The organism is uncultured Sphingomonas sp., from assembly GCF_964243315.1.
Taxonomy (GTDB): Bacteria; Pseudomonadota; Alphaproteobacteria; order Sphingomonadales; family Sphingomonadaceae; genus Sphingomonas.
Map to the genome: position 1 here is coordinate 1 of NZ_CAXTEM010000014.1, position 18,917 is coordinate 18,917.

Consider the following 18,917-nt stretch of genomic DNA (forward strand, 5'->3'; position numbering starts at 1 on the left):
ATCGTGGAAGTTGAGGGAACTGCCATGCAGGGCGACCCTGACCTCTCCCGGACCAGGATCTCCCGGGTGAACGCGCTCTTCCGCCACCAGGTTGTCCAGCCCGATCGGCGACTGCAACGCCATTGTCTTCATGCCAAGCTCCTCGAATGCGTGCGGCAAACGCTCGAACTCGGATGTTTGTCCCCGGGCGAATTCAAGCCGAACGGAGCGACGTTCATGCCGCGGTCTAAGACTGCCGGCTCCAGCCGGGTGGATAGTTTGGCAGCGCGGATCGTTCTTGCAGCCTGCCGATAATGCCTGGAGTAATCAGTTGACCAACGTCGCGCTCGTCGCCGGTGCAAATGGCATCATTGGGAAGGCTTTGCTGGAAGAGATCGCGCGGACGTCGGCGTGGCGGGGCACGGCTCTGTCGCGGCGCAATGGCGATTACGTCGTCGATCTCGAAGATGCGGAGGCGAGCCGGGCGGTCCTGGCTGGCGCGCGCGAGGTCACTCACGTCTTCTATGCAGCCTATGCCCCGGGTGGCGGGCTCGGCGAAGAAGACAGGCGCAATTCGACGATGCTCCGCAACCTGCTCGACGGGCTTGAAGCGGGGGGCGCGGCGGTCGACCGGGTGGTGCTGTACCAGGGTGCAAAGGTCTATGGCGTCCACCTCGGTCCGGTGACGACGCCGTTCTACGAAGACGAGAACCCACGCCCGATCGGCCCGAACTTCTACTTCACGCAGGAACGCGAGCTGCAACGGCGCCGCGCCGCAGGTGGACCGGAATGGTCGATCCTGCGGCCGGACGTCGTCGTGGGCGACGCGGCCGGGAACGCGATGAACATCGCCACCGTCATCGGCGCCTATGCTGCTTTGTCTGCGGCTGATGGAGCAGCGTTCCGCTTTCCGGGATCTCGCAAGACCTATGACGATTACCTGGCCCAAGTGACCGACGCGCATGCGCTGGCGCGCGCAAGCCTGTGGGCCGCGATCGCCCGGGAGGCTTCGGGCGAGGCGTTCAACTATGTCCATCCGCCGTTCCGCTGGCGGCGCATGTGGGAGAAGATCGCGCTGCACTTCGGATTGGAGACCGGCGAGCCGATCCCGTTCTCGCTAGCCGCGCACATGCCCGCACTCGAGCCCGTGTGGCAGCGATTGTCAGCGGGCCTCGTTCAGACGGACTATTCGAAGGCGGTGGGGTGGGGCTTCGGCGACTTCATCTTCGGCACCGAGGCCGATGTGATCTCGGACATGACCAAGATCCGCCTCGCCGGCTTCCGCGACGATCTCGACCCCGTGGATGCACTGATCGGCGCGATCGAGCGCCAGCAAGCCGCTGGCGTGATCCCGCGTATCGAAGCCGACCGTCAACGAGCCGTTTAGGCGCTGGAGCTACGTTGTCGTGGGCGGTCACGTAAAACGGTTGGCAGGGCTTGCGGAAGCTGCGGCGAGGGTGGCGTCGCAGTCGGACCAGATAGGTTGCGGATTGTGCAGCCGGCCACTGGGACAACGCACAGAGTGGCATCACATCGTGCCGAAAAGCGAGGGCGGCACGGAGACGACGCCGCTTCACCCGATCTGCCACCGGACGATCCATGCCTTCGTCGCCAATCGCGAGCTGGCGACGGCTTACGCGACGATGGACCAGTTGCGCACCCGCGACGACATCCGTCGATTTCTACGATGGATCGAGGACAAGCCACCGGATTTTCGTGCGCCGACGAGGCGACAACGTCTGCCTTGACGACGCTTCGTCGAGCGATGGTGATTTCGCGGGAACCTGCGCCGATGTCAGCCGTAAAATCATGAGGCGAAAGGAAGCAGGAAGTCATCATGCGCTCACGATCGAAAAGCCTGATCTTGGCGGGGTCCGCCGTCGCAGCGGCCGGCGTCTGGGCATTGTCGCGCAGTGCCCGTCGTTCGGACGATCCGGCCGATCGCGCCCGTGCGACCTACCCGCCGCTGGATGTCCCGAAGCCAGCGGGCGAAGGCGTTTGGATCGTCGACAGCGGGCCGATGAACGCGATGGGTCTCAAGCTGCCCGTCCGCATGACGATCTTTCGGCTGAGCAACGGAGATCTGGTGCTCCACTCGCCGACGCCTTTCTCTACGGCGGTGGCCGCGTCGGTCGAAGCTCGGTCGCGTGCGCCATCTTGTGGCCCCGAATGTCGCCCACTGGACTTTCCTCACCGACTGGCAACGCGCCTATTCTGACGCCACCACATGGGCCGTGCCAGGCCTGCGGGACCGAGCGCAGGTTCGTGCATCGGCCGTGCGGATCGATGCCGATCTCGGCGAGGCAGCACCCGCGGAATGGGCGGATACGCTCGATCAGGGATTGGTCGTGGGGGGCGCCGGCTTCAACGAGGCCTGGTTCTTTCATCGGCAGACCCGGACGCTGGTGCTCGTCGATTTGATCGAGAACCTGGATGACGAGAAGCTGCCGCCGATCGCGCGGTTGCTGATGCGGGCCGCTGCCGCCACGCGGGGTACGACGGCCCGTTATCTGCGCCTGCCGGTCCGGCTGGGCGGGGCAGAAGCGAAGAAGGCTATCCGGGCGATCGTGGCACTGGAGCCCGCCCAGGTGATCTTCGCCCATGGACGCCACTTCGACAGCGACGGCGCGGCAAGACTGAAGCAAGCGTTCGCGTGGCTGATCTGATCTCGACCGACGAGCCGCCCTTGCCGCCGTCGGCTCACGATTGTTTCGTTCACCCCTTCGCCGCCGTCGCGGCAAGCTCCTCGAGATCCAGGTCGTGTTCGAGGTCGTGGAGCGTCTCGTCGTCGATACACCCGGTGCGGTGCAGCCGGACGAGTTCGGCGCGGCCGGCCGCAGCCGCCATGATGATGACGTCAAAATGGCTGGCTATCGCCGCATCCCTCTCCTCCTTCGTGCCGTCGAACGCATCCGCCGCGGTCGCGCGGGTCCGATAGCGTCGGAGCAGCTGGGGATGGACGACGGTGCCTTCGGCATCGACTGCCTCGCGCTCGACCACGGCCAGCTGCGCCTGGAATATCATCGACTCGGCGGCGGGCAAATCGAGCGGCGCGCGGGCGCTGCCGTCGTCGGGCGGCTTCGCCCAGTTTATGACTCTTCCGAGCGACGTGCCCTGCACCAGCACGGTGACGAGGATCACGACGAAGGCGGTCACGAGCATCAGGTCCCGCGCCGGCATCGCCTCCGGCAGCGAGAGCGCGACCGCCAGCGTCACCACTCCCCGCATCCCCGCCCAGCTCATTACCACAGCAGCGCGGGCGCCGAGCGGTTGCTGACGAGTCCACCCGACGCGGCGAACGGCGCGTACGCCGGCATCGACGACGAAGATCCAGACGAAGCGCGCGGCGACGACTGCAAGGACGATGAGCAAGACCGGCTCTGCCATCGTGTTCACCACCACGCCGAGCCCGCCCACCCGGTCCAGCAGGCTCCTCAGCGACAGTCCGATGAGCAGGAAGACGGCGGCTTCGAGCAGGAACACAAGCACCTGCCAGAAGGCCAGCGCGCGGATGCGCACGCGCGCCGTGAATACGACGTGCTGGTACCAACCGCAGGTCAGGCCCGCCGTGACGACGGCGATGACGCCGGAGACGTGCAGCAGTTCGCCCGCGATGTACGCGCTCCAACAGACCAGCACGGTCGCTGCGATCATCAGGGTGTCGTCGCCGAGCCGGCGGAGCAGGAGCACCCAAAGCCCCCCGATCGCCGCGCCCACGGCAATGCCGCCCACGACCAGCAGGAAGAAGGTGCCGGCCGCCGCGCCCGGATCGAAGCTGCCGGTCAGTACGGCCGCGACGGCGAAGCGGAAGAGGACCAGCCCCGCGGCATCATTCAACAGGCTTTCGCCCTCCAGCAGGGTCGTCAACCGGCGCGGCAACTTGACCCGCTGCAACACGGCGCGGGCGGACACCGCGTCTGGAGGGGACAGGATCGCGCCGAGCGCGACGCAGGCTGCCCAGGGAAGCTCGGGCACGAGCAACCTGGTCACGACGGCAACGACCGCGGTGGTGAAGAAGACCGCACCGATCGCCAGCGACAGGATGCCGGCCATGTGACGTCGGAACGGCGCGATGGCGGTGAACCATGCGCCGTCCATCAACAAGGGCGGCAGGAAAAGCACGAGCACCAGTTCCGGATCGATCGCTATCCCTTGCAGACCGGGTACGAAGGCCACCGCGCAACCACCGACGATCAGCGCCGCGGCGGGCGGCAGCGACAATCGGCGCGCCAGATAATGGAGCCCAAGCACCACCAGGAACATGCCGATGATCAGCTCAAAGTTCGCCGCTGCATGCACGAAGCTGCCCCCTTTGCGCTTGTCGGGAGGCGCTGTGCAATCTGGCCCGAGCGTCGTCAATGTCACGGCGGACCGAACTGGTCGGTCAGCCATCTACACGCCCGCAAGCGAGCGGGCGGGCGTAGGCGAGCGGCTGGACCGGAGCGCACCTCCTCGCACGTATGAGGAGTAGCCGTCCCTTCGTCTCCGACATCGGGCAGATAGTCGCCATTGCATTTCACGCCGGAGCATCGAGGCGCTCAGACGTTAAGGCACCGGTAGATCTCGGAGAACATCATGCCAGGCCCTGTCCTCTTCACCCCCTATCGCGTCGGCTCGCTGGAGCTCGCGAACCGCATCGTCATCGCGCCGATGTGCCAATATTCGGCCGAGGGCGGCTGCATGACCGACTGGCATCTCATCCATCTCGGACAGCTGGCGCTATCGGGTGCGGCGCTGCTGACGATCGAGGCGAGCGCCGTGACACCCGAGGGACGCATCACCTATGGCGACGTGGGGCTGTATGACGATGCCAGCGAAGCTGCGATGGCGCGGGTGTTGGAGGGCGTGCGTCGCTGGTCCGACATACCGTTCGCGATCCAGCTGGCGCATGCGGGCCGCAAGGCGTCGTGCGCGAAGCCCTGGGACGGCGGCAAGCAGATCCCACCCGACGCCACAAACGGCTGGCAGACCGAAGCGCCGTCCACCCTGGCGTTCGAGGGGCATGAGAACCCGCCGTCGGCACTGGACGCGGGCGGACTGGTGCGGATTCGCGAGGCGTTCGCGTCGGCCGCGGTCCGCGCGAAGCGGCTCGGGATCGACGCGATCCAGCTGCACGGGGCGCATGGCTATCTGCTGCACGAGTTCCTATCGCCGCTCTCCAACCAGCGCGACGACGTTTATGGCGGCAGCCTCGAGAACCGGATGCGGTTTCCGCTCGAGGTGTTCGACGCCGTCCGGGCGACGTTCGACGGGCCGGTCACGATGCGAGTTTCCGGCAGCGACTGGGCCGAAGGCGGCTGGGATTCGGCGCAGACGGTGGCCTTCGCCAAGGCCCTCGAGGCGCGAGGTTGTGATGCGATCCATGTTTCGAGCGGTGGGCTGACTCCGACCCAGCAGATTCCGGTCGGACCGAGTTACCAGGTGCCGCTCGCGCGTGATGTGAAGCAGGCAGTGACGATGCCGGTCGTGGCGGTGGGCATGATCACCGACTTCGAACAGGCCGAAGCGATCGTCGGAACCGGGGATGCGGACTTGGTCGCGATCGCGCGGGCAGCCTTGTACGACCCGCGTTGGCCCTGGCATGCCGCTGCGGCACTCGGCGGCACCGTGAAGGCGCCACCGCAATATCTCCGCAGCCAGCCCCGGCGATACAAGGATCTACTTAGCGGCTAAACGGTCGTCGGTGGTCCGGGCACGCCGGCCCGCCTGATGCGTTATCGCCGGATGATCGCACCAGCCATCCTCGCAGCGGCAGCCATGCTGGCTGCGTCATTGCCAAGCATCTCGGCGCTGAAATGGGAGCGGCGAATCCTGCTGGTCTGCGCGCCGAGCGCGGAGGACCCGGCTTTCCAACAGCAGCGCCGCATCGTGGCAAGCTGGAAGGCCGGCGCGAAGGAGCGCGACCTCATCATAGTCGAGATCGTCGGCGACAAGGTGGTCGGCGCGAGCGATCGGGCAGACGCGCTTCGAACACGCTACGATCTGCCGAACGATGCCTTCGCCGTGATGCTCATCGGCAAGGATGGCGGCACCAAGCTGCGTCGGACGGAGCCGATCCCGGCCGTCACGCTCGAGGGCACCATCGACGCGATGCCGATGCGCCGCGGCGGGGGTCGGTGAGACCTGCGTCGCTGATCGTCCGATCCGCTCAAAGCGGCGCGTAGATCTCCTCCAGCCGCGCTCGTGTGCCCTCGACCCGTTCCAGGTGCGGATACCGCAAGCCGCCGTCATATGGGACGACGATCGAGCGCACCTGCTTGCCGGCCTCAACGAGCAGCTCGATCGGCTCACCCTCGCCGCTGCGTGCGACCGCCTGTTTGAGGGCGTCGGCGGCAAAGGCGGCGCCGTTCACCGCGAGCAGCTTCGCGCCGACTGTCAGGCCAGCCGCGAATGCAGGGCTATCCCATGTCACGTCCTTCAGCACACCTTGCGGATCGACCGTGACGCCGATCGAGAAGCTGAGGCTTACGATCCCGGATACCGCGTCCGAACAGGCGGAAAAGGGGTTCGGCCGATCGCGGTAGACCAGCCGATATCCGCCGCGGGCGATCCCGTCGAGCTGCGTGCCTTCTCGCTTGCCCTCGAGTTGTTCGGTGAAGAACCCGGTCCAGTCGAACGGCGCGATCGCCTGAAGCGTAGCGATCACGTCTTCGAAGACATAGGTGTCGGTGATCCGCCACTCGCCGTCGTTCTGCCCGAAGAACGCCCGTGCGAAATCGTTCAGCGACCGGGTGTCACCCGACAGTTCGCGCAGCCGCGTGTCGACGTCGAGCCAGATCAGCGCGCCTTCCGAATAATAATCTTCGCTGCGCTGCCAGCTGGTCCATGGCAACGGATTGCGCGCCGCGATGATCGGGTCGCGGGTGGTGTCGATCATCGGCCGCCAGCGGCTTCCAGGCCTGGTGTCATAGGTAGCGGCGGTGTGCGCGAGCGCGCCGAGCGCCTGGTCGAACGTCCATAAGCCGGATCGAGCACATAGCAGGCGGCACCAATATTGGGTTTGCCCCTCATAGACCCACATCAGGCTGTTGCGGATCGGCAGTTCGAAGCAGGGCGACCAGGAATCGGCGCCCTTGCGATGCTTGCCGTTCCAGCTGTGGACATATTCGTGCGGCACGGTGTCGCGCCGCACGAAGGTGTTCTCCCAATCATTGAAATAGCCGGGAATGCTGACCGCATCGAACGATCGATGATGTTCGACACCCATGCTGCTCATCTCATCACTGAGTGCCAGCAGCATCTCGAAATGATCGAAGTGCCGGGCGCCGAACAGGCGATCGCATTGCGCGACCAGCGCGGCGTGCGCCGCAATCTGTTCGGGCGTCGCGTCGAGCAGTTCCGGCCGGTCCGCGGCCAGATTAAGCCTCACCAGCCCGGCATCGTCCAGCGGCACCTGGCGAAAATGGCGCCCCGCCAGCACCGGCGAGTCGACGAGCACGTCGAGCGGTGCGCGCATGAAGCGTATGGTGTCCCTCTCCCTGCCCTCCTGATCGAGCGCGCACGCTAGCTGCCACCCTTCCGGCAGCGTGAGGCTCGCCTCGACGTGGATCTGGCGGACGAAATGGCCGGCCGGATAGAGCACTACGGTGTTCCACTGCAGCGCCAACATCTCCGAGGTGACAATCACCCGGCCTTGCGACGGCTGCGTGGGCGAGAGGAATTGGAAGGCCGCCTCGATCTCCGTAACGCCTTCAGGCACATCCAGGGCGAAGGCGTTGACGGTCACGGGGTGCCGCGTCCAGTCGAGCTCACGACCGTTGGCGGTGATGACGAGCCCGGCGAACAGCTCGATCGGCGCCTGCGGCGCGTGGAAGCCCGGCAGCCATTTGGGATAGAGCAGCATCGTCCGCCCCGGGCGTTCGACGGGGATAATCACGCGCGCCTGGTAGATGCGACGATCGATGTCGGTGACGTCGACGGCGAGGCGAACCACGCCTTCATAGGGTACGTCCTGGGGCTCAGGAACGGGATCGGGCTGCGGTGTGGGCTGGGGAAGATCGACCATGAGGATCAGCGTTGGCGGGCATACCCGTGACTGTCGTTAACATGCGACAGCAGGATCTAGGGTGCTGATGTCAGGCCGACGCCGATAGTGGTGATGTACGTTAATGCCTCCGTATTCGGCGAGACACTGGCGAGCCTGTCAATCATTGACGAGTGGATCAGGGTCGCAGCGCGACATCGTCACGGTCGTCCAGATCCTCGCCGAGATCGTCGGCGTCGAAGGCATCCTGGACATCATCCTCGTCCATCGCGTCTTCGTCCATGTCGAGCTCGGCATCGACTGTCCCGACCTCCTCCGCCTCCATGACGAGATCATCGATCGGCTCGTCCTCCGGATCGTCGCTCTCCCCGGCAAAAACATCCGTGAGCAGCAGACCGTCGGAGGGGCCGCCGCGCATCACTTCCAGGATCTCGGCGCCCTGACTTTCGTCATAGCCCTCCTCGTCCATGCCGCTGCCGTTGCTGATCCCGATATTGCGATTGCCGACCATGATGAACTCCTTTCGCCGACTGTACCTTCAGGTGGGCCTCTCGGCCGTTCCAAGAAGCGGGGTGGTCAAGGTTCACGCGAGGTGGCGTTGATGTTGGGACGGTCGTCGTCGACATCGGCACCCGCCTGCCCTCCACCATAATAGCCTTGCTCGGTCTGGCCGCCATGACCCAGAAACTTGCCGAATCCGCCCGGCGCCTTCTTGCCGGTGTGCGGGTTGGGGTACGCGCCGCCATCGCTCTCACCCTTGCCGCCGGCGTCTACACCGCCGTCCTTGTCGGGGCGATCGGCGACGCCGTCATGCGCACCGTCGTGCGAGGTGCTCATCGCCTGCATGGGTTGCTTGTCAGGCATCGACTTCTCCGTTGCTTGCGCCGCGACCGCCGAGCATACCGAACACAACACCGAAAAATTCGCTAAGTTGCTGTAAGAAAGCCAGTATCAATGCAGGTTAACGCAAAAATTTGAGAGCGATGCGGGCACTCGGCTTACACGGGTCAACCAGATCAACATGACACGAGATTGTTTTTCGACACGTCTCGATGGCCGCAGCCACGGTCGTGAAAAGTGAGTGGCCGCCGTATTAACGTGCATGAAAGCGGTCCCAGATCGGCGGCCTATGACCTCGACCGATGGATACCCCGAAACCCGAAATTCCCCGTGACGACTACGTCGAACGACGTGAACGCCTGCAACGCGACCTAGCGACTCGTGCGTTGCACCCACGCGTTGCTTCCATCCACAACGAGTTGGCCGATCGCTACGCAGACCAGTCGTTCGAACAGGTCCGAACGGCGCTGGGCGATAACATCTAGGACGTGGCTCTCTCAGCCCGCGCAAAGCGGCGTTCGTCGTGGGCTCCCGCGCCAATCGGCAGATCGCGGCCGTAAACGTCCGGCTGCAAGGTGATCCGCCCGTCGCGAACCATCGCGGTAAGGTAGGTGATGTAGACCGGCACGGGGGCGGGCAGATCGACGCGCTGCTCCGCCGTTCCATCCGCTGCGGGCATGCTCCCACGAAACAGCCAGCGAGCCAGCCGCGGTGCGTCCTCGACCCGCACGCAACCCGAACTGAGGCGCCGATCCGATCGCTTGAACGCCGCCTTGTCGGGCGTGTCGTGGAGATAGATGCCGAGCCGGTTGGGCAGCATGAACTTCATGCGGCCCATCATGTTGCGGGGCCCTGGCGTTTGTCGTGCGCGCAGTTGGACAGTGCCGACGGCGACCGCATGCCAATCGACCTGAGACGCTTCGATCCGCCGCGCGGATGGCGTCCAGTTGGACAACAATTCGAGTTGCTGCTGCTTGAGCAAGCCGGGCCCGTCGCGCGCGATCGTCGCAGCGCGGTGCGCCATCAGGTCGGGAGGCAGGTTCCAATAAGGATTGACGACCGCGAAGCCGATCGAAGCGGCGATCATCGGTGTCGGCATCGCCGCCTTGCCGATCACGACCCGCATCGTTGCCGCCTCACGATCGCCCTCGATCATATGCAGCGTTGCGGTCGCGGTATTGACCAAAGCGTAGCGATCGCCGGGGCGTGAGGGCAGATCTCGCGCGCGGTCGAGATTGGCTTCGATCCGCGCCATCCGCTCGCGGGGCAAGGGCCCTGCCGCAAGTTCGACGGCATAGGCGGCGCGGAGCCGATCATAGACGGGGTTCACGCGCGCGACCGTTGCGAGATATCCGGATAGCGACGGCGCCGCGGCGGCCTGCGCTAACACGTCCTCGGCGGAAGGTGGTGACCCGCGGCGGAGCGGTTCGACATAGATCATCGGGCGCGTCGATGCCCGTAGCGCCGTTACATAATCGGCTAGCGCGGCGGATAGCGCGAGTTCGGTCGTCGCAATGTTATGAGCGGGTCGAGCCACTGTAGCGCGCAACCTCTCCGCCCCGAGACGCAAAGGGTCCAGACCGTCCGCCCGGGCACCGGCGAGCATCGCGACGAGGACGCGTGCTTCGGGCCGCAGCCCTTCGGGGCCGAACCACAAGGGAGCGAACCCGCGTTTCTGGTAGAAGGCGGCGACCGCGTCGTTGGAGCGCTGCGTTAGTTGCTGCCGCAGCGTTTCCGATAGTTCGGCCGACCGAGCTTCGATCGATATAGGCGCGCCTGCGGCACCGCCGACGCCCGACGTCCCTGCGATCGCCGCGATCAACACAGCCGCCGGCCAGCACCGCGACGCGCGAAAGGCGCGACGCGGTGCCCCACCGGATGATGGGTGGTGCAGGGTCAGCCGCGCTCTCCCGCTTGCTGATACCCCCCCGACCCCGACGTACCTGAACCGCCATAAGCACCGCCGCTGGCGCCGCTGGTGGTTCCGCTACCGGTCCCCGATGTGCCGTAGGACCCACCCGTGGTCGTGCCGCCGCCGGTCGAGCCATAGCTGCCTCCGGCCGCACTACCACCCCCCGTGCCGGCGGTGCCGGTGCCGGTGCCGGTGTCCTGAGATCCGCCGCCCGGCGTGGAGCTACCCGTCGTCGAGCCGCTGGTGGTCGAGCCGCTCAATGTCGATCCGCCCGTCGTCGAGCCGCCCATTGTCGATCCGCCAGCGGTCGATCCGCCGGTGGTCGATCCGCCCATTGTCGATCCGCCAGTGGTCGAGCCACCGGTGGTCCCGCCGGTCGATCCGGTCTGCGATCCAGACGTCGTGCCGGCGCCGCCGGTTTGCGCCGTGGCCGCGCTGCCAATGATGAGCAGAGCCGCCGCACTTACAGTCGCCAGTTTGTCAAACATAAATCAATCCTCCACTAAGTACCTCTCCGCAGAAAACGCCGACAATTCTTCGGTGTTCCGCGATCCGATGCCGACTACTGAGTTCGTTAACGCATGTTTATCATATTGATGATCGCGTTTTCCAGCGGGAACAAGAATAGAGCGCCGCCGTTAGCTCGGATCGACGCACTTCTCCCGCTCTATTCATGGAACTTCCGATATGGCGATCAAATTGAAACCGCTCTCCGAACAGGTGATGGTCATCCTGGGTGGCGCCAGCGGCATCGGCCGCGCCACGGCGCAGCGCGCGGCGCGCAAGGGTGCGACCGTACTCGTCGCGGCGCGAGACACGGATGCGCTCGCCTCCATCGTCGACGAGATCACCCTCGCGGGTGGCAAGGCCGCCTATATCGCGTGCGACGTGACGGACGAAGCGCAGGTGCGGCATGTCGCGCGCGATGCGGTGGCGCGGTTCGGGCGTATCGACACCTGGGTGAATGTCGCCGGTGTGTCGGTCTATGCGCGTTTCGAGGACACCACGCCCGCAGAATTCCGGCAGATCATGGACGTGAACTTCATCGGCTTCGTTCACGGGGCGCAGGCAGCGCTCCCGTATCTTCGCGAACATGGCGGCGCGCTGATCGTCATCTCGTCGGTGGAAAGCATCGTGGCATTGCCGCTGCACAGCGCCTACAGCGCGTCGAAACACGCCATCGAGGGCGCGTTCGACGGCTTGCGCCGCGAACTGATGGCCGAAAAGGCACCCGTTTCGGTAACGAGCATCAAGCCAGCCACGATCAACACGCCGTTCTTCAGCAATGCGGGAAGCAAGCTCGACGTGATGCCGAAGGGGCCACCGCCGATCTATCAGCCGGAAATGGTCGCCGACTGCGTGCTCTACGCCGCCGAACATCCGGTGCGCGATCTGTTCGCGGGTGGGGCCGGCAAGGCGATGGCGGTCAACCAGAAGCTGGCGCCCGGCCTGATGGACGCGATGCTGGCGAAGTTCGGCATCCCCGCCTCGAAGACATCGACGCCGACGACAAACGGCCAAGGCGGGAACCTCTACATCGCGGAACCCGAGGACCGCACGCGGGGCGACTTCGAGCGCCGCGCGCGTCCGAGCGCCTATACCTGGCTCGAACTGCACCCGCTCGCGCGGACGCTGGCGCTCGGCGCGGTCGCGACCGGCGCGGTGGCCCTGCGCCGACGGGCGGTCGCCGAACGTCGGCGCACCCCCGAGCCGGTCGTCAAGTCGCTACCCGCACCGGAACAGCTCGTGAAGGGCGGCGGCAACGATGACGACGTCGTGTTGATCGAGGTGGAATATGCGGAGACAAGTATCGAGCCCGCACTATGATGTAGTTCGGATATTCTACGATGCCTCACCTCGAATTACGTCAATTAAATGGAGCTATGATCCATTTAACTCCGTCTAACAGACGTTGTTGCTACGCTGCAACGCGTCGACAATAGTTCTCCTGCGATGGAAATCTAGCAAGATGGAGCAGTTCCCTTGCCCATAGATGCCGACGGTCGGCATCGAAGGTTTGGATTTACTTATGTCACGGTCTGGCCATCGACACCTGCTGCTCACCGTTCTGCTCGGCAGCACTGCCTGGATAAGTAGCGCCGCGCTCGCGCAGGACGCCACCGATCTACCGGGGACACAGAGCCCCGGATCGCAGGCCAGTTCCACCGCCGGACCAGAGGCGAACACGCCCGCCGCGCCGGTCACCACGACCAACGACAATCAGGCGCAGGAAACCGGCGGCGACATCGTCGTCACCGGATCGCTGTTCCGCCGCACCAACGACGAGCAGCCATCGCCGATCACCACGCTGTCCGCAGAATCGCTGGCGCGCCGCGGCATCATCACCCCCGCCGATGCGATCCGATCGCTATCGTCGGACAATAGCGGATCGGTGCCGCTGTCGTTCACGGGCGGGTTCGCGAACGGTGCGTCGGGCGTTTCGCTGCGTGGCCTGTCGGTCAACTCGACCCTGGTGCTGTTCGACGGCTTGCGCGGTGCCTATTATCCGCTCGCGGACGATGGGCAGCGTAACTTCGTCGACCTGAACACCATTCCCAACATCGCGATAGATCGTATCGAGGTGCTGCGCGATGGCGCATCGTCCACCTATGGCGCGGACGCGATCGGCGGCGTCGTCAATGTCATCACCAAGAAGGAATTCAGCGGCTTCCAGGCATCTGGGCAAGCCGGCGTGTCCGAGCGCGGCGACGCTGCGGAGCAACGGTTCACCGCGCTGATCGGCACCGGCTCGCTCGAGGACGATCGGTGGAACGTCTATGCGGGCGGCGAATATTACCGGGCCGATCCGCTCGCGAACAGCGCCCGCGGCTTCCCATTCAACACCGGCGACCTGAGTTCGCTGACCTGCGGCACCGGCGCCACCACCCAGCCCTGCATCAACGGCAATCCGGGGGCCAGCACCGCGGGGGCGACGACCAGCGCCGTCGTCCGTCCTGCCACGCAGCCGGACCCCAACAACCCCTTCAACATCCTGAACGCGGGTGCGGGCACGTTCCAGGTCCTTAACCCGAGCGGCTGCGGCGCCGGAACGATCCCGCGCAGCACCGCCGCCGGCAGCAACTTCTGCGAACAGGATATCATCAACCAGTACAGCCAGATCCTGCCCGAGCAGGAACGCATCGGCGTCACCGCCAAGGGCACGGTCGCGTTGGGTGACGATGTGCAGGCCTATGCCTCGGCGACCTACTTCCAGAGCCGCGTGAGCAGCACCGGCACCCCGTCCACGATCCGGTCAACCAGCCCGGTCTACACCGCGAATACAGTGCTACCGGTCTATGTATGCGCCGCGGGAACCGACTGCGCCACCGCAACCGACCGGCAACTGAACCCCAACAATCCGTTCGCGGCGACCGGGCAAGCGGCGCAGATCTACTACCGCTTCGGCGATATTTCGCAGAGTAGCGAGACGCTCAGCCGCACTTACCGGGGTGCGCTGGGGGTGCATGGCACGGTCGGTGACGGCTGGCGGATCTCAGCCGACGTGACCGGGATGTACACCGATCTCGACCGCACCGGCCGAGGGTATCTGAACGTCCCCGGTCTTACCGCCGCGATCAACACCGGCGCGTACAACTTCAGCGATCCTTCGCAGAACACCGCCGCGATCCGCGAACAGATCTCGCCGACGATCCGCACGCCCGCCAGCTCCGAATTGTACATGGGACAGATAACCGTGACCAAGGATCTGTTCGAACTGCCGGGCGGTCCGTTGCAGCTCGGCGTCGGCGGCTCGGTGCGCTACGAGGCGATCGACGCGCCGAGCGCCAATCCGAACAACCAGACGATCACGCTCAACGGCTATTCGGCGAACGGCGACCACTGGATCGAAGGCGCCTTCTTCGAGCTGAACGCCCCGGTGCTGAACATCCTCGACGTCAATCTGTCCGGCCGGTACGACCATTATTCGGAAGGCTATAGCCGCTTCTCGCCCAAGATCGGCGCCAAGCTGACGCCGATCCCCGAACTCGCGATCCGCGGGACCTATTCGCAAGGCTTCCGCGCGCCGCAATTCGCCGAGACGACCGGCAGCGTGGTCGGTTTCACGACCACCAACCCGGGTTCCATCGAGTCGGTTTGCACGCAGCATGGCGGGACGTTCACGTCCGGCAGTTGCGCGGGCGGCAGCGCCTATACCAATCCCTATTCCATCGGGTTCTTCAGCGTCGGCAACCCGGATCTGCGTCCGGAGAAGTCGCGAAGCTTCACGGTCGGGGCAGTGTTCCAACCGGTACGGTGGTTCAGCGCGACGGTCGATTATTTCAACGTGCGCAAGACCGACGTGATCTCGGCCGGTCCGCTGTCGTCCCAGGCACTCGACGCCTATTACGCGGGCACGGCGCTGCCGCCGGGCTATACCTATACATTGAATGCGCCGGATCCCGACTTCCCGCAGGCCATTCGCACGGTGTCGATCGTCAACTCGCCGTTCCAGAATGCGGCGGCGCAGTTGGTCGACGGCATCGACTTCACCGCCAGCGTGCAGCTGCCGGTCGCAAGCGAGGTGCGGTTTTCCAGCTCGCTCGAGGTGACCGCGTTGCTGCGGTCCAACTTCACGCCAGGACCGGGCGAGCAGGTCCAACGCTGCGTCGGCACGCAGGGTCCCTACATCACCTCGTCGGGTGCAGGGACGCCGCGCTGGCGCGGCAACTGGTCGAACACGATCGATGCCGGCCCGGCGACGTTGACCGCTACCGCCTACTATACCAGCGGCTATCGCAGCACCGCCGAGGATCAGAACGGCGCCGGCACCGGTTCCGATTGCTCCACCGCGCTCTATGATCCCGCGTTCTGCCGCACGAAGGAGTATATCCAGGTAGACTTGGTCGGCAGCGTCAAGGCCGGCGACAACTTCACCTTCTACGTGAACGTGATCAACGCGCTGGACGAGAAGCCGCCGTTCAATCCCGCGAACTACGCCGCGGTCAATTACAACCCGACCTATTCGTTCGGCGGCATCATCGGCCGAACGTTCCGCGCGGGCGCCAAGGTCAGCTTCTGAAGAGGACTGGCGGAGGGATCATCAACCTATCGGCAGCTTGCCTGTGGTTGATGATCCGTCAGGCGACTGACCGCCCTTGCGGTATTTGGCGAAGATGAACGACCGCTACCACGAGCGGGCGGTCCGCTAACGCGTCGGGAACGGCCTTCAGCACGAGGGTTGTGCGCAGTGACAGCCGGTAATGCATGCCATACGAATACGCGAAGACGAGGAGCACCTGTGAGCCGCGCGCGACAATGAGCGCGAACCCCCGCCCGTATTAGGCACGCGTTACGGCGCCGTATTGCCGGATTTGAGAGCTCTCTTGGCGTCGAAGACCGCGTCGGCAGCTTTGCCGCTTACCCGATCTACGTCTTCGTTGAACTGCTCCACGATCGCGGGTGCAGTGAGCCCGTCCATGCCTTGGCGGACGAGACGGCCATATTCCTGACGCGTACCTGCCTTTGCGAACATCTGCGCCTTGAACTCCGTCAAGGCCGCCTCGAACTTGAGGCGATCTTTCGGTCCTAGGTCGCGCTTGGCGGCGCTGAGGCTTTGCTCGTAGGCCTGCTGGCTGCTTCCATCGATCACGGTCGGGCTATCGTCGTTCGCGCCGCACGCTGCGACCGAGAGGCACAACGTCACTAGGATTGCTAGACGCACAAGAACTCTCCCTAGACGCAGCAATCATCGCGATGCCGAATGGTTGCCTCCAATGACCTCGCAAGCGCGAAATTGGCCCTCGGGCGCTTGCACGCGAGGGAGAGGGTCGCAACGCGAATGACTGCAATGTACCGTCCGGTCTTAGGTGGCCATGTTTGCCGGGCAACAAAGCCGCCATTCGCGCGTACTTTCTTCTCTCGTTCAGATCGCGCAGAACGTCACCATGGCGTCAGATTTGAAAACCGTCACCTTCATCGTCGACCAAACGTCCGGCGCTGGGGATGTTCGCGCTAAGCCGATGTTCGGCGAGTACGGCATCTATTGCGACGGCAAGATGGTGGCGATGATCTGCGATGATCAGCTCTTCGTGAAGCCAACGCCCGCCGGGCGATCGATCGCTCGGAACGTAGGCGAAGCTCCGCCATACCCTGGGGCGAAGCCATGCCTCCTCATCGATGCCGAGTACTGGGATGACCGCGACTGGCTGACGGAGCTTTTCCGCGTGTCCGCAGCTGCTCTTCCCCGTCCCAGACCCCGCGCCAAGCGGTCAAGTTCAACAAAAGCCGAGTGAAGTGAACGAGGATCAGATCGAGGTGCGGGCCGACACTCACGAGCATTCCGGAGGCGTTCTGCAGCGCTGATCGTACGCTAACGATCTGTCCTCCCAAGTGGGGAACGAGCGTCAGCTTTGACGAATACGTACACCGCCGTCGAACGGCTGTAAGTGGGTCCTTGTAGCGCCGTCCCCGTCCGCGCGCGCGGTCCGCGTTTAGACCCCTGGCGATCAACTATTGGCGATCACGACCGCGCGCGTGTTGAGGTAAGCTTCGAGCGCCTCCGGGCCGCCCTCGGTTCCATAGCCCGAATCCTTCAGCCCCCCGAACGGCAATTCCGCCGAACCCGCGGCCGGCGTGTTCACCCACAGCATGCCTACCTCCACCCGACGGGCCAGCAGGTCGGCACTGGCCAAGGATCGGGTAAAAGCGTAGCCGGCAAGGCCGTAGGACAAGCGATTGGCTTCCGCGATCGCTTCCTCCAGCCGATCGAAGCCGCGGATGCCCGCCACCGGGCCGAACGGCTCCTCATTGAAGAGCTTGGCGTCTAGCGGCACGTCGGTCAGCACGGTGGGTTCCCAGAAATTGCCTTCCGCCCCGATCCGCTCACCGCCGGTGAGTACGGTCGCCCCGCGCTCGACGGCGTCTTGCTGGAACTCCGCCATCGCGGCGAGCCGGCGTGGATTGGCGAGCGGGCCCATCTGCGTATCTTCAGCGAGCCCGTGACCGACCTTCAAACCCCGGGCGAGATCCGCGAGCGCAGCGGCAAACTCCTGCTTGACGCTACGGTGAACCAGAAACCGGGTGGGCGAGATGCACACCTGTCCGGCGTTGCGAAACTTGGCTGCCCCCGCGCTCTTCACGGCAAGTGCGACATCGGCATCGGCACAGACGATCACCGGCGCATGACCGCCCAACTCCATCGACACCCGCTTCATGTGCTGACCGGCCATGCCCGCCAATAACTTGCCCACCGGCGTGGAGCCGGTGAACGTGATCTTGCGGATGACAGGACTGGCGATCAGATACTCAGAAATCTCTGCAGGATTGCCGAAAACCAGGCCGAGCACCCCTTCGGGAAGCCCGGCATCCTGGAACGCCCGGATCAGGGCCGCGGGGCTGGCGGGGGTCTCCTCGGGAGCCTTGACGATCATCGAGCATCCGGCAGCGAGCCCGGCGCCGATCTTGCGGACGATCTGATTGATCGGGAAATTCCATGGCGTGAAGGCGGCGACCGGGCCGGCCGGATCCTTGATGACCATCTGCCGAACCGCGGGATTGCTCCGGTGCGGGACCAGCCGGCCATAGACGCGGAAGCCTTCCTCGGCGAACCATTCGATGATGTCGGCGGCGGCAAGCGTTTCGCCGCGCGCCTCAGCGAGCGGCTTGCCTTGCTCTTGGGTGAGCAGCAACGCGATGTCGCCCGCCCGTTCGCGCAGCAACGCAGCAGCCGCCCGCATGATCTTACTGCGTTGTGCAGGCATGAAATCGCGCCATGTCTCGAAGCCACGTTGTGCGGCGGCGAGCGCGATGTCGAGATCGCTCCGGCCGGCATGCGCGACCCGGCCAATCTCTTGTCCGGTTGCCGGGTTGCGAACCGAAAGCGACCGCCCGTCGATCGCATCCCGCCACTCGCCACCGAGGAAAAGCTGAGTGTCAAGGTAAGCCATCGGGTTAACTCCAGACGAAAAGACGCGCTGAACTAGATGGGCAGCACTTCAACGAAGGCAAGCTGCTCTCATCGGCTGCCATTTCAGGATGCTCGGCAGCAGCCGCAACCGATGACGCCGAGCCAAGTGTTGAGGAGAGAAAGCTTAGCGCGAACGACCGTTCAAGGTCGTCTTGTCGCCAAGATTTAACGTCGAGGCCCAAGCCTCGCTCTTAAAGAGCTAGCGCTCGGTAAGCCGCCTGGCCCGACGTGACGCCGCTATCGATAGAGTCCGTCAGGACAGCGGCCCCTCCGCGATGCGAAGGAGCCGCCGGCTT

Annotated in this window: 16 protein-coding genes; 8 read left to right on the forward strand and 8 right to left on the reverse strand. The window is 64.9% G+C overall.

The genetic code is table 11. The features are described from left to right. The first annotated feature begins 310 nt into the window (after nt 1–310). The 3 genes from ACFE77_RS06570 (at nt 311) to ACFE77_RS06580 (ending at nt 2,645) form a co-directional block, all read left to right on the forward strand. On the forward strand, nt 311–1,366 hold the full coding sequence (locus ACFE77_RS06570) for an NAD-dependent epimerase/dehydratase family protein (protein WP_375420832.1): 1,056 nt from the start codon (nt 311–313) through the stop codon (nt 1,364–1,366). A 40-nt stretch (nt 1,367–1,406) separates the two neighbouring features. Next, nucleotides 1,407–1,727 carry an HNH endonuclease signature motif containing protein gene (locus tag ACFE77_RS06575; protein ID WP_375420833.1) on the forward strand — a complete coding sequence of 107 codons (321 nt, stop codon included), beginning with the start codon at nt 1,407–1,409 and terminating at the stop codon, nt 1,725–1,727. A 399-nt stretch (nt 1,728–2,126) separates the two neighbouring features. Then, nucleotides 2,127–2,645 (forward strand): hypothetical protein, encoded by a 519-nt coding sequence (locus ACFE77_RS06580; protein ID WP_375420834.1) that lies wholly within the window; start codon nt 2,127–2,129, stop codon nt 2,643–2,645. 49 nt (nt 2,646–2,694) lie between these two features. Here the strand turns inward: ACFE77_RS06580 and ACFE77_RS06585 are convergent, their stop codons facing one another. Then, nucleotides 2,695–4,278: a Na+/H+ antiporter gene (locus ACFE77_RS06585; protein ID WP_375420835.1), complete on the reverse strand. Its 1,584-nt coding sequence runs from the start codon at nt 4,276–4,278 to the stop codon at nt 2,695–2,697. 276 nt (nt 4,279–4,554) lie between these two features. Here ACFE77_RS06585 and ACFE77_RS06590 point away from each other — a divergent pair, with 276 nt between their 5' ends. Further along, nucleotides 4,555–5,652 carry an NADH:flavin oxidoreductase/NADH oxidase gene (locus tag ACFE77_RS06590; protein WP_375420836.1) on the forward strand — a complete coding sequence of 366 codons (1,098 nt, stop codon included), beginning with the start codon at nt 4,555–4,557 and terminating at the stop codon, nt 5,650–5,652. 36 nt (nt 5,653–5,688) lie between these two features. Then, the gene (locus ACFE77_RS06595; RefSeq protein ID WP_375420837.1) at nt 5,689–6,099 is read left to right on the forward strand and encodes a DUF4174 domain-containing protein; all 411 of its coding nucleotides are present in this window, start codon (nt 5,689–5,691) and stop codon (nt 6,097–6,099) included. Nucleotides 6,100–6,127: 28 nt separating this feature from the next. Here ACFE77_RS06595 and ACFE77_RS06600 read toward each other — a convergent pair whose 3' ends face one another. From ACFE77_RS06600 to ACFE77_RS06620, 5 genes are all read right to left on the reverse strand, one after another. Beyond that, nucleotides 6,128–7,984, reverse strand: coding sequence for a M61 family metallopeptidase (locus tag ACFE77_RS06600; protein WP_375420838.1), 1,857 nt, complete (start codon nt 7,982–7,984; stop codon nt 6,128–6,130). A 157-nt stretch (nt 7,985–8,141) separates the two neighbouring features. Then, nucleotides 8,142–8,474, reverse strand: coding sequence for a DNA primase (locus ACFE77_RS06605; protein WP_375420839.1), 333 nt, complete (start codon nt 8,472–8,474; stop codon nt 8,142–8,144). A 65-nt stretch (nt 8,475–8,539) separates the two neighbouring features. Further along, nucleotides 8,540–8,827, reverse strand: coding sequence for a hypothetical protein (locus ACFE77_RS06610; RefSeq protein ID WP_375420840.1), 288 nt, complete (start codon nt 8,825–8,827; stop codon nt 8,540–8,542). A 457-nt stretch (nt 8,828–9,284) separates the two neighbouring features. Further along, on the reverse strand, nt 9,285–10,625 hold the full coding sequence (locus tag ACFE77_RS06615) for a L,D-transpeptidase family protein (RefSeq protein ID WP_375420841.1): 1,341 nt from the start codon (nt 10,623–10,625) through the stop codon (nt 9,285–9,287). 74 nt (nt 10,626–10,699) lie between these two features. After that, a complete protein-coding gene (locus tag ACFE77_RS06620; RefSeq protein ID WP_375420842.1) occupies nt 10,700–11,203 on the reverse strand; it encodes a hypothetical protein in 504 nt (167 codons plus the stop codon). Between the two features lie 199 nt (nt 11,204–11,402). On the opposite strand from ACFE77_RS06620, the gene ACFE77_RS06625 reads away from it, so the two are divergent. Next, entirely contained in the window at nt 11,403–12,542 is a 1,140-nt protein-coding gene (locus tag ACFE77_RS06625) for an SDR family oxidoreductase (protein WP_375420843.1), read from the forward strand. A 202-nt stretch (nt 12,543–12,744) separates the two neighbouring features. After that, nucleotides 12,745–15,735, forward strand: a complete 2,991-nt coding sequence (locus ACFE77_RS06630) for a TonB-dependent receptor domain-containing protein (protein ID WP_375420844.1) — start codon at nt 12,745–12,747, stop codon at nt 15,733–15,735. A gap of 270 nt (nt 15,736–16,005) precedes the next feature. Here the strand turns inward: ACFE77_RS06630 and ACFE77_RS06635 are convergent, their stop codons facing one another. Next, the gene (locus ACFE77_RS06635) at nt 16,006–16,305 is read right to left on the reverse strand and encodes a hypothetical protein (protein ID WP_375420845.1); all 300 of its coding nucleotides are present in this window, start codon (nt 16,303–16,305) and stop codon (nt 16,006–16,008) included. A gap of 223 nt (nt 16,306–16,528) precedes the next feature. Here ACFE77_RS06635 and ACFE77_RS06640 point away from each other — a divergent pair, with 223 nt between their 5' ends. After that, entirely contained in the window at nt 16,529–16,948 is a 420-nt protein-coding gene (locus ACFE77_RS06640; RefSeq protein ID WP_375420882.1) for a TfoX/Sxy family protein, read from the forward strand. Nucleotides 16,949–17,161: 213 nt separating this feature from the next. Here the strand turns inward: ACFE77_RS06640 and ACFE77_RS06645 are convergent, their stop codons facing one another. After that, nucleotides 17,162–18,601, reverse strand: coding sequence for an NAD-dependent succinate-semialdehyde dehydrogenase (locus ACFE77_RS06645; RefSeq protein WP_375420846.1), 1,440 nt, complete (start codon nt 18,599–18,601; stop codon nt 17,162–17,164). Between the last annotated feature and the right edge of the window lie 316 nt (nt 18,602–18,917).